This window comes from Phocaeicola sp. HCN-40430 (assembly GCF_037890285.1).
GTDB classification, from domain to species: Bacteria; Bacteroidota; Bacteroidia; order Bacteroidales; family Bacteroidaceae; genus Phocaeicola; species Phocaeicola acetigenes.
Window position 1 is genome coordinate 25,837 of the sequence record NZ_JBBKBS010000006.1, and the last position, 11,872, is coordinate 37,708.

An 11,872-nucleotide genomic window follows, 5' to 3' on the forward strand; every position below is an offset into this window, starting at 1 on the left:
TTGAACTTATACGCTATGTCATATAAAGAACAAATAGACAGGACACGGATTCCGGCACACATTGCCATCATCATGGATGGAAACGGACGCTGGGCTAAACAACGGGGAGAAATACGTACCGTTGGACACCAGGCAGGAGCGGAAACCGTACACGTCATTACCGAAGAAGCAGCGAAACTGGGTGTGAAATATCTCACTCTGTACACTTTTTCTACCGAGAACTGGAATCGTCCGGCAGAGGAAGTGTCTGCATTGATGAATCTGCTTATGGACTCTCTTGAAGAGGAAACGTTCATGAAAAACAACATCCGCTTCCGTATCATAGGCGACACAGATAAACTCCCGGCCAACGTGTTGGAACGTCTTAACCATTGCATACAGCGAACATCCGGTAATACGGGGATGTGTCTCACATTGGCCTTAAGCTATTCTTCAAAATGGGAACTGACTGAAGCTGTAAAAAACATAGCCCGGAAAGTAGCAAATAAAGAACTGGATATCAACAGCATTACCGACCGAACTATAGACGAGCATTTGGCAACAAACTATATGCCGGATCCGGAACTGCTGATACGTACAGGTGGAGAAATCCGACTCAGCAACTATCTGCTTTGGCAATGTGCCTACTCGGAATTGTATTTCTGTGATACATTCTGGCCGGATTTCAAAGCTGAAGAGTTATATAAAGCTATTTGTGATTATCAAAGAAGAGAACGCCGATTTGGCAAAACAAGTGAACAAATATTAAAGTAAAGATGCGATACTGTTTTTCCCTCATCCTATTGACTCTGACAAGTGTATTCTGTTTTACCACAAACGGATATGCACAGGAGAATAATACAACGACTAACAGCGATACTCCGGTTATTCTGTATAACGGAACTCCGAAAAAATACGAAATAGCCGATATCAAAGTGGATGGTATTAAGAATTACGAAGACTATGTCCTGATTGGCATATCTGGTTTAGCTGTAGGACAAACGATTACTGTGCCCGGAGACGACATTACCAGTGCCGTAAAACGATACTGGCGTCACGGCTTGTTCTCCGACGTGAAAATTGTAGCAGACAAGATTGAAGGAAATAAGATTTATTTGCGCATTCAGCTGACTCAACGTCCGCGAATCACCGATATCGCTTTTCATGGAGTGAAAAAGAGCGAACGTGAAGATTTACAGCAGAAACTGGGAAACATGGTTAAGGGTATGCAGATTACTCCGAACATGATAGACCGTGCCAAAATCATTATCAAGAAACATTTCGACGAAAAGGGATTTAAAAATGCAGAAGTCAACATTATAGAACGTGAGGATACTGCAAATAAAGAACAAGTTTACGTAGATGTAAATATCGACAAGAAAGCCAAAGTAAAGGTACATAAGATTACCATCGAGGGAAACTCTGTGCTGAGCGATAAAAAGCTGAAACGTGTGATGAAGAAAACCAACGAAAAAGGTAAACTCATCAACTTGTTCCGCACCAAGAAATTCATTGAAGAAAAATACGAAGAAGATAAACAGAAAATTATCGAAAAATATAACGAGTTGGGATATCGTGACGCCCAAATCGTAGAAGACAGTGTATCTGTTTATGATGAAAAGACGGTTGATGTATACATGAAAATCGAAGAAGGTACAAAATACTACCTGAGAAACATTACCTGGGTAGGTAATACGGTGTATCCTTCGGACTTGCTGAGCCAACAGCTCCGCATGAAACATGGTGATGTATATAACCAGAAATTACTGAATGAACGTATCAACAGTGATGAAGATGCTATCGGCAACAACTACTACAACCGCGGATATGTCTTCTTCCACCTTGATCCGGTAGAAGTAAATATCAACAACGACTCTATCGACTTGGAAATGCGTATTGTAGAAGGTCCGCAGGCTACAATCAAACATGTGCGTATCAATGGTAACGACCGTTTGTACGAAAATATTGTACGCCGTGAGCTGCGTGTGCGTCCGGGAGACCTCTTCAGTAAAGAGGCTATCGAACGTTCTTACCGTGAAATTGCTCAGATGGGACACTTTAACCCTGAAAATATAGACCCGGGAATCAAGCCTAATCCGGAAGACGGAACAGTAGACCTCAACTGGAAACTGGAATCGAAAGCCAATGACCAGGTAGAGTTCTCGGCAGGTTGGGGACAGACTGGTGTTATCGGTAAACTGAGTTTGAAATTTACCAACTTCTCATTTGCCAACTTATTCCGCAAGAATGATAACTACCGCGGATTCCTGCCACAGGGTGACGGACAGACTTTAACCATCAGCGGGCAGACCAACGGTCAGTACTATCAGTCGTATAGTGTATCGTTCTTCGACCCTTGGTTTGGAGGAAAACGCCCGACGTCATTCTCTGTATCGGCATTCTACTCTATACAGACCGACGTCAGCAGCCAGTATTATAACTCGGCTTATATGAACAACTATTATAACTATCTGTACGGCTACGGCAATATGTACGGTGGATATTACAATAACTACGAATCTTACTACGACCCGGACAAGTCTATCAAGATGTTTGGTGTTTCCGTAGGATGGGGTAAGCGTCTGAGATGGCCGGATGACTACTTTACACTGTCTGCCGAGCTGTCTTACCAACGCTTTATGCTGAAAGACTGGAGCTATCTGTACATTATGTTGAACAACGGTCAGTACATGAATACCGGTAACTGTAATAGCTTAAGCCTGAACCTGACCTTGGCACGTAACTCTACCGACAATCCTATTTTCCCACGTTATGGTTCCGAGTTCAGTGCTTCACTGCAAATTACTCCTCCGTATTCTTTATTTAGCAATAAAGATTATTCCACATACGGAAAGGACAATTACGAAGACGCAGCCAGCATGTATAAATGGATTGAATATCACAAATGGAAATTTAAAGCCAAGACCTATACAGCGCTGATGGATATCCAGAAATGTCCGGTAATCATGACACGTACCGAATTTGGTATTTTGGGTCACTTCAACAAATACAAACGTTCTCCGTTTGAAACATTCTATGTAGGTGGTGACGGTATGACAGGATACAGCTACAACTACGCTTCGGAAACGATTGCATTGCGTGGTTACGAAAATGGAGCCCTGACTCCTTACGGAAGTGAAGGTTACGCTTATATTCGTTTGGGTGCAGAATTGCGCTACCCGCTGATGCTTGAAAACTCAACCAGTATCTATGCACTGGGCTTCGTAGAAGCAGGTAATGCATGGACAGAAGTTGGAAAATTCAATCCATTCAGTTTGAAACGCTCTGCCGGTGTCGGTGTACGTATCTTCCTCCCGATGATTGGTATGATGGGTATTGACTGGGCATACGGATTTGATAAGATTAACGGTTCGACACAGTATGGTGGAAGCCAGTTCCACTTCATTATCGGACAAGAATTCTAAAATATTCAGAGAATGAAGAATCAAGAATGGGGAATAGATTGAACAGACTGTTTCTTTCATTTTTAATTCTTCATTCTTTTTTTCTTAACCCTTAATTATATTTGGCCTATGAAAAGATTTATTCTATCTACCGTGTTATTTATAGCTTGTATGATGACAGCAAATGCACAACGCTTTGCCTTGATTGATATGGAGTATATCTTGAAACAGATTCCGGCTTACGAACAGGCTAACCAACAATTGGAAGTTCTTTCCAAACAGTATCAAAGCGAAATAGAAGCCAAGACAGCAGAAGCAAAGAAACTTTATGAAAGCTACCAGAAAGATGCAGAATCGCTGACTGCGGCACAAAAAACTGCCAGAGAAGAAGCAATTGTAGGAAAAGAAAAAGAAGCGGCCGAATTGCGTAAGAATTATTTTGGACCGGAAGGTACCATCATGAAAAAACGTCAGGAACTGATTACTCCTATTCAGGATGCTATCTACAATGCCGTAAAAGAAGTAGCCACTCAGGTTGGATACGATGTTGTATTGGACCGGGCATCGGCACAAAGCATGATATTTGCTTCTCCGCGCATTGATATCAGTAATGAAATTCTTTCGAAATTAGGATATTCAAATTAATTTTATACATTTGCACAATCGTAAACAAGAATAATTATAAACAAATATAGAAACTAAGAATTATGTTGAAGAAAATTGCTTTTTTACTTTTACTCATCGCTCCGATGAGTGTCTTCGCACAGAAGTTTGCACACTTCAAGTCAATGGACATTATCCCAGTTATGCCAGAATATGCAAAAGCACAGACTGACATTCAGACTATGCAGAAACAGTACGAAGACGAAATAAAACGTGCTTCTGACGAGTTTAACAAAAAGTATGCAGAATATCAGCAGGAACAGAAATCACTGCCACAGAATATTCAGGAACGTCGTCAAAAAGAATTGCAGGAAATGTCTGAAAAAGGAATGCAGTTCCAGCAGGAAGCACAGCAGCAATTGCAAAAGGCTTATGGTGAAATGATGGAGCCTATCTACAAAAAAATGGAAGATGCTGTGAAAGCTGTAGGTGCTGCCGGCGGATATACTTATGTATTCGACTTGAACAGAACTGATATTCCTTATATCGATGAAACTGTATCAAAAGATGTAACTAATGACATCAAAACTAAATTGGGTATCAGCCTGACTGCTGTTCCGGCTACTCCGGCTGCTGCTCCGGTTCAGTAATATTAAGAAGACTATATTGTCATTCTGAACAATAGCGAAGAATCTCGTTGCACATAATACGTGCTCTCTGTTCGAGATTCTTCGCTATTCTTTATAACCTATCCAAAAAACTTCTCACCATGCATGTACAGACAGGACCTATCGGCGTATTCGACTCCGGCTATGGAGGACTGACTATTCTCAACAAGTTCAGAGAACTGCTTCCGGAATATAATTATATTTATTTGGGAGATAATGCACGTACGCCATACGGTACACGTTCTTTTGAGGTGGTATACGAATTTACCCTGCAAGCTGTCAGAAAACTCTTCGAGCTGGGATGTCCGCTTGTCATTCTCGCATGCAATACAGCTTCGGCAAAAGCGTTGAGAAGCATACAGCAAAATGATCTTCCACATCTGGATGCAAGCCGAAGAGTACTGGGGGTTATACGACCTACAGCCGAGTGTATCGGTCAGCTGACCGAAAGCCGTCACGTAGGATTGCTGGCTACCGCCGGTACAGTCAAGTCAGAATCTTATCCCCTTGAAATCCGCAAACTGTTTCCCGACATTCATGTTACGGGAGTTCCTTGTCCTATGTGGGTACCTTTGGTAGAAAATAATGAATTTGACCAGGAAGGAGCAGATTATTTTGTTCAAAAATATATCAATCAACTACTTGAAAAAGATCCGGATATTGACACTATTATCTTAGGATGTACGCATTATCCGCTACTTATGGACAAGATCAGAACCTTTACTCCTGCACATATCCGCCTTGTTGCACAAGGAGAATACGTCAGCCGAAGCCTGAAAGATTATCTGCATCGTCACCCGGAAATGAAAGAACGTTGCGCTACTGGAGGAAAATGTGAGTTTCTTACTACTGAATCTGTCGATAAATTTCAGGAATCAGCCTCGGTATTTCTACACGAACAGATTCATGTGCGCAGCATTTCTTTAGAGTAACAATATTCTTCTCTATCCTCTTTTATTGGTATATCTTTTTAGTCTATCTAGCCTCCTGTATTGCTCTATCTTTATTTGATTGTAACTATTACAAATATAAAATACCTATAATTAGGTATTGCTATCCCTTGGCAGTTACTTTACCTTTGCATTGTAATAATTACAAATTTATAATATAAAACATAGAGCTTATGACAACAATCATCAATTCAAGAATTCCAGAGTTTAAAGTACAGGCATATCATAACGGAAAGTTTGTTACAGTATCAAACGAAGATTTGAAAGGTAAATGGGCTATTTTCTTTTTCTACCCTGCTGACTTTACTTTCGTGTGTCCTACCGAACTGGTAGATATGGCAGAGAAATACGAGCAATTCAAAGCAATGGGAGTGGAAGTTTATTCTGTAAGCACTGATTCGCATTTTGTGCACAAAGCATGGCATGATGCATCTGAAAGCATCCGTAAAATTCAATATCCGATGCTAGCCGATCCTACCGGAGCCTTATCGCGCGCATTTGGCGTAATGATTGAAGAAGACGGTATGGCTTATCGCGGTACTTTCGTGGTAAATCCGGAAGGTTTGATTAAGTTAGTAGAAATACAAGATAACAGCATTGGCCGTAACGCGGACGAATTGTTGCGTAAAGTAGAAGCAGCTCAGTTTGTAGCAGCACACGACGGTGAAGTCTGCCCTGCTAAATGGAAGAAAGGAGCAGAAACTCTGAAGCCAAGTATCGACCTTGTTGGTAAAATCTAAACAGGAAAGGAGGAGTTATGTTGGATGCATCATTGAAAGAACAACTGAAAACTCTCTTCAGAGCACTGGAAGCCGACTATGTATTCGACATAAAAGTACGTGCGGGGCATGAGTCCCGCACGGATTTACTAGAATTATTAGAGGACACAGCTTCCTGCTCGGACAAACTCTCTTGCCGCATAGCAGAGGGAGAAAGTCTGGAATTTCACATTCTGAAAAATGGAGAGGACACCGGAGTCTGCTTCAAAGCAGTACCAGGCGGACACGAATTCAGTTCGCTGATTCTTGCGATACTTAATGCTGATGGGAAAGGCAAGAACCTTCCGGATATAGTAACACTTAATCGCTTAAAGCGATTGCAGGGAAATATCCAGCTGACTACATACATGTCGCTCAGCTGCACAAACTGTCCCGATGTAGTACAGGCACTCAATCTGATGGCACTGTTGAATCCTCAAATTAAACATACAGCTATTGACGGAGCTTTGTTTCCGGAAGAAAGCGATCATCTTAAAATACAAGCAGTTCCCACCGTATTCCTCGGTAAAGAAAGACTGCATATTGGAAGAAGCTCTTTCGGCGAGCTGTTAGATAAACTGGAAGCCAACACAGAAACTACCGATATAAAAGATAGCACTCCTATTACCCGTCACTTCGATATATTGATAGCTGGTGGAGGTCCGGCCGGAGCATCAGCCGCTATCTATTCGGCACGAAAAGGATTGAAAGTTGCACTCATAGCGGGACAGATAGGAGGACAAGTTAATGAGACCGTAGGTATAGAAAACCTCATTTCAGTAGCATATACTACAGGAAAAGACTTAGCTGGTAATCTACGCAAACATTTGGAGGAATATCATATCGACATTTATGATAACCGTAAAATTGAAGAATGTATAGTAGAAGGAAACGAAAAAATACTTCGTACTAAAGGTGGTGAAGAGTTTCGTGCACCGTCTCTGATTATTGCAACCGGAGCATCGTGGAGAAAACTGAACGTACCGGGAGAGACTGAATATATCGGACGGGGAGTTGCATTCTGTCCGCATTGTGACGGACCATTTTATAAAGGCAAGAAAGTAGCAGTAATCGGAGGAGGAAACTCGGGAGTAGAAGCAGCTATCGATTTGGCAGGAATCTGTTCGGAAGTAACAGTTATTGAATTTATGGATAACCTGAAGGCAGATACCGTCCTTCAACATAAACTGCGTACACTTTCCAATGTAAAAGTATTGACAAGTACACAAACCCTTGAAATGATAGGCGACGGAAATTCAATGAATGCATTAAGGCTGAAGAACCGGGAAAACGGTGAAGAAATGCAAATGCCATTCGATGGTGTCTTCATACAAATAGGGCTCTCTGCCAATAGCGAGTTGTTTAAAGAGATAGTGGAAGTAAACCGTGTCGGGGAGATTCTAACCGATCGTAACTGCCGCACGTCCGTGCCTGGTATTTATGCTGCCGGCGATGTCTCGGATGTGGCTTATAAACAGATTATCATCTCTATGGGAGAAGGTGCCAAAGCTGCTCTTTCGGCTTTTGAAGATAAAATAAGAAGTTAGTCTATGTATATATAAAGAATATAAAATTGTCATTCGGAATATAATAAGGAAGAGATTACTCGACTGCATTTCATTCCGAATGACACTCTTGTTTCTATGCAGCCTGTAATGCAGTGTTCATCACATATATCGATACAAGTTTTACTTCAACAATCGCTTGCTCAAGAAACGTACCGGATACCATACAGAAAGAAAACCTACGGCCAATACTGTAATGAAAATCACTATTACATCTGTCAGATGTACACTTACAGGATAGGCGTCTACCACAAAAGTTCCCGAACTTCCTAAGGCTATCAGGCCATATTTCTGCTGTAGCCAACATAAGAACAAACCTAATACTACACCAAGTGAAGCTCCGATAAAGGAAATCATACGACCTTCGAACAGGAAAATACGGACAATCTGATTATCATTGGCTCCTAAATTTCGTAATGTATTCACATCGTCCCGCTTGTCTATAATAAGCATCGATAATGAACCAATAACATTAAAACTAGCAATGACTAAAATAAAGGTAAGGAAGAGGTAAGAGATAAGTTTTTCTATTTCCATGATACGGAAAGTATCTGCCTGCTGCTCGTATCGGTCGGATACACAAAAGTCTTCTCCCAAAATCTGTTCTATTTTTTCTTTCACAGCATCTGTATCAGCCTCTGGCTTTAATTTCAAATTAATGGCACTGACTTCTGAAGTATACTGAAACAGGTCACGGGCAAATCTTAAGGAAGTAAGGATGTAAGAACCGTCATATTTTTCCTGATTGACAGCAAAGACCAGACCTGAAGAAAATAACTGTCCCGTAGAAAAAGCTGTAGACGGATTAGCTAAATTGACTTTAGCTCCTCGTTTAGGAGCATAGATTTCGAGAGGATCAAGAAAACGGATACTTGCCCCCAGAGTAGAAAGTAGTTGAATGCCGGGAATGGCATAGTCTGCCACTTCATCGTGAAGAATTAACTCTCCCCTTCCAAATAAAATACTGTCTATGGGGGTAAGACGATCAAAATTATCTTCTACACCCTTTAATACAGCCATTGTCTGCTTATCCTGATACTGCACCATAATATTATCTTCCAGAGATTCTGAGCACAATTCAACTTCCGGAAACTCTCGTATCTGCAATATTCTAGGATCTTGTCCATCGAAAACCTTTCCTTTTACAGCAGTTACTTTCAACTGCGGATCGAATGCCGTAAAGAAAGTAGCAACCAAATCTTGAAAGCCATTGAATACAGAAAGTGTACACACCAAAGCCAATGTAGCCAATGCGACTCCACACACCGAAATGGCAGAAATAACATTGATCGCATTATGCGATTTCTTTGAAAAAAGATATCTCTTGGCTATATAAAAAGGGAAGTTCATATTCTATTGAGGACAAATGATTAACAATCAAAAACAAACAATTGACCATTGATGTACAAAGTTCGCGTCTACTATTTGTCTGCTTCCTTTGTCTACATTCAGTGGCCAATTGTCAATTGTTTATTGTTTATTTCAATTATTACTTTTTCAGTAACTCATCAATATGTGCAGCATAATCCAACGAGTCATCCACAAAGAACTTCAACTCCGGAATGATACGTAATTGATGACGAACACGATTGCCCAACTCAAAACGAATGGACTTCATATTGTCATTGATATTCTTTACAATTTCCTCGCTACGCTCCGAAGGAAATATACTTAAATATACACGCGCATAACTCATATCCGGACTGATACGAACTACACTGACCGATACCAGTACTCCCGACATTGCCTTAGTCTGCAACAAGAATATTTCGCTCAATTCTTTCTGAATAAGACGAGCAATCTTATTTTGTCTGGTTGTTTCCATATCTATTACTTTTTACGTATGATAGTCAGCCCGTCACGCAAAGGGAGAATAACCTTCTCCACACGCGTATCAGCTGCTACTAAATCATTGAATTTCTTTATTCCGATGGTTTGCGTATCTGTATGATGCGGTTCTTCGAGCACATGTCCATCCCACAACGTATTGTCGGCGATAATGTAACCCCCCGAATGCATCTTCTGCAGAATCATTTCATAATATTCTACATAAAAACGCTTGTTCCCATCTACAAATGCCATATCGAAGGTTATATCCATCCCTGGCACAATCTCCAGAGCATCGCCAATATAGAACTTTATCTTATCAGCATACGGAGAACCTTCCAGCCACGGACGAGTAAAATCCTCCTGTTCATCATTGATCTCGAAGGTATGGAGCATTGCTCCTTCCTCCAATCCTTCTGCCAGACAGAGAGCGGAATATCCGCTATAAGTACCTATCTCAAGTACTTGTTTCGGACGTATCATGCGCACAAACATTTTCAACATACGTCCCTGCAGATGCCCTGAAGCCATACGGGGACGCAATAATTTTACATGCGTCGCCCGATATAATGCTTTCAGATAATCTCCTTCTTCATCTATATGTTGAAGTATATACTCATCCAGAGCGTCCGTTTCTTTCATACAATTATTACTTAGAGGTAACGGTTACGGTTTGGCAACACGTATTCATCAGCGTTTTTCAACACATCACCTACCTGGTTAATTTCAAGGAATGATGTTTTTGTTCCAGCCTTACCACCACTCAAGTATGCTACCATGTCTGTTTCCGACAGCACACCATCGTTCAACAATTTACGGAGAGCTGTAAAGTAATACTCCTGACCATTTGCTTTTTCTGGCATATAAATAGCTTCCACACCGTAAGAAAGAGCCAAATGGCGCATAGTCTTTTCATTATAGCAAACAGCTAATACTGGATATTTTCCACGATAAGCAGCCAAACTACGTGCTGTCAAGCCACTGAAACTATCTGTAATAATTGCACGAATCGGCAATAAATTAGTAGCACGTACGGCTTGTTTTGCCAAGAATCCAGTTACATCTGCATTTTCCGGAGTCAGACGGATAGGAATATCATTTTCTTCCATCTTGTCTTTTTCTGCCTGTGCAGCAATCTTAGCCATTGTTTTAACAGCCTCTACCGGATATTTTCCATATGCAGTTTCACCACTCAACATCAAAGCATCGGTACGATAATAAATTGCATTGGCAATATCAGTAACTTCTGCACGAGTCGGACGAGGATTATTAATCATAGTGTGCAACATCTGAGTTGCTACAATAACCGGTTTTCTTGCCAAAATACATTTCTTAATCAACATACGCTGAATGCCCGGAATACGTTCTTGAGGAACTTCAATACCCAAGTCGCCACGAGCAACCATTACTCCGTCTGCTACTTCCAAAATTTCATCGATGTTGTCTACACCTTCTTGGTTTTCAATTTTGGCAATAATGCGAATGCCACTGTTGTGTTCATCCAAAATTTGGCGGATATCCAATACATCTTGTTTATTGCGGACAAAAGAGTGTGCAATATAATCAATATCCTTTTCTATTGCATACAATATGTTATTGCGGTCTTTTTCTGTTAAAGAAGGCAAGTTGATACGTACTCCCGGTACATTTACACTCTTACGGCTTCCCAATGTAGCATCATTGGTTACTTCACAGTACAAAGTATCTGCATCCTTTTCCTTCACTTCCAGTGCTAACTCTCCATCATCAATCAATACAGATGCACCCACTGAAAGATCCTGTACAAATTCTGGATAAGTTACAGCAATACACTCACGAGTTGTTTCCTGATCAGGCTTGCCTACAATTTTTACTTTATCTCCGATTTTATAATCTATCGGCCCTTCTGCACTTGCAGTTGTACGCACTTCAGGACCTTTGGTATCCATCAAAATAGCGATACGGTTAGACACTTCACGAACGTTTGCTATTAGCTTCTCAAAGCCTTCACGATTCGCATGAGCTGTATTCATACGAACTACATTCATACCGGCATTGTAAAGGTCTCTGATAAAATCCACTTCACAACGCAAATCCGAAATGGACGCAACGATTTTAGTCTGTTTAAGCATCATATTA

11 protein-coding genes are annotated in these 11,872 nt (G+C 41.0%); 7 read left to right on the forward strand and 4 right to left on the reverse strand.

Translation table 11 applies throughout. The features are described from left to right. Positions 1 to 15 precede the first annotated feature (15 nt). The 7 genes from WKU26_RS04045 to ahpF all read left to right on the forward strand — a co-directional run bounded on the left by WKU26_RS04045 (position 16) and on the right by ahpF (position 7,909). Positions 16 to 753, forward strand: a complete 738-nt coding sequence (locus WKU26_RS04045; RefSeq protein WP_269878641.1) for an isoprenyl transferase — start codon at positions 16 to 18, stop codon at positions 751 to 753. A gap of 2 nt (positions 754 to 755) precedes the next feature. Next, a complete protein-coding gene (gene bamA, locus WKU26_RS04050; protein WP_340320983.1) occupies positions 756 to 3,404 on the forward strand; it encodes an outer membrane protein assembly factor BamA in 2,649 nt (882 codons plus the stop codon). A 108-nt stretch (positions 3,405 to 3,512) separates the two neighbouring features. Continuing rightward, positions 3,513 to 4,028: an OmpH family outer membrane protein gene (locus tag WKU26_RS04055; RefSeq protein ID WP_340320984.1), complete on the forward strand. Its 516-nt coding sequence runs from the start codon at positions 3,513 to 3,515 to the stop codon at positions 4,026 to 4,028. Between the two features lie 62 nt (positions 4,029 to 4,090). Beyond that, the gene (locus WKU26_RS04060; protein WP_178267030.1) at positions 4,091 to 4,636 is read left to right on the forward strand and encodes an OmpH family outer membrane protein; all 546 of its coding nucleotides are present in this window, start codon (positions 4,091 to 4,093) and stop codon (positions 4,634 to 4,636) included. A 119-nt stretch (positions 4,637 to 4,755) separates the two neighbouring features. Next, complete coding sequence (gene murI / locus WKU26_RS04065; protein ID WP_338157991.1) at positions 4,756 to 5,586, forward strand: glutamate racemase; 831 nt, start codon at positions 4,756 to 4,758, stop codon at positions 5,584 to 5,586. Positions 5,587 to 5,777: 191 nt separating this feature from the next. Further along, positions 5,778 to 6,344, forward strand: a complete 567-nt coding sequence (ahpC, locus tag WKU26_RS04070; RefSeq protein ID WP_178267028.1) for an alkyl hydroperoxide reductase subunit C — start codon at positions 5,778 to 5,780, stop codon at positions 6,342 to 6,344. Positions 6,345 to 6,361: 17 nt separating this feature from the next. Further along, positions 6,362 to 7,909 (forward strand): alkyl hydroperoxide reductase subunit F, encoded by a 1,548-nt coding sequence (ahpF, locus tag WKU26_RS04075; RefSeq protein WP_340320985.1) that lies wholly within the window; start codon positions 6,362 to 6,364, stop codon positions 7,907 to 7,909. Positions 7,910 to 8,050: 141 nt separating this feature from the next. Here the strand turns inward: ahpF and WKU26_RS04080 are convergent, their stop codons facing one another. The 4 genes from WKU26_RS04080 to pyk form a co-directional block, all read right to left on the reverse strand. Further along, the gene (locus tag WKU26_RS04080; protein WP_340320986.1) at positions 8,051 to 9,277 is read right to left on the reverse strand and encodes an FtsX-like permease family protein; all 1,227 of its coding nucleotides are present in this window, start codon (positions 9,275 to 9,277) and stop codon (positions 8,051 to 8,053) included. A gap of 139 nt (positions 9,278 to 9,416) precedes the next feature. Then, complete coding sequence (rbfA, locus tag WKU26_RS04085; RefSeq protein WP_178267025.1) at positions 9,417 to 9,752, reverse strand: 30S ribosome-binding factor RbfA; 336 nt, start codon at positions 9,750 to 9,752, stop codon at positions 9,417 to 9,419. 5 nt (positions 9,753 to 9,757) lie between these two features. Further along, positions 9,758 to 10,396, reverse strand: a complete 639-nt coding sequence (locus WKU26_RS04090) for an O-methyltransferase (RefSeq protein WP_269878645.1) — start codon at positions 10,394 to 10,396, stop codon at positions 9,758 to 9,760. 11 nt (positions 10,397 to 10,407) lie between these two features. Further along, positions 10,408 to 11,868: a pyruvate kinase gene (gene pyk, locus WKU26_RS04095; RefSeq protein ID WP_340320987.1), complete on the reverse strand. Its 1,461-nt coding sequence runs from the start codon at positions 11,866 to 11,868 to the stop codon at positions 10,408 to 10,410. Positions 11,869 to 11,872 lie beyond the last annotated feature (4 nt).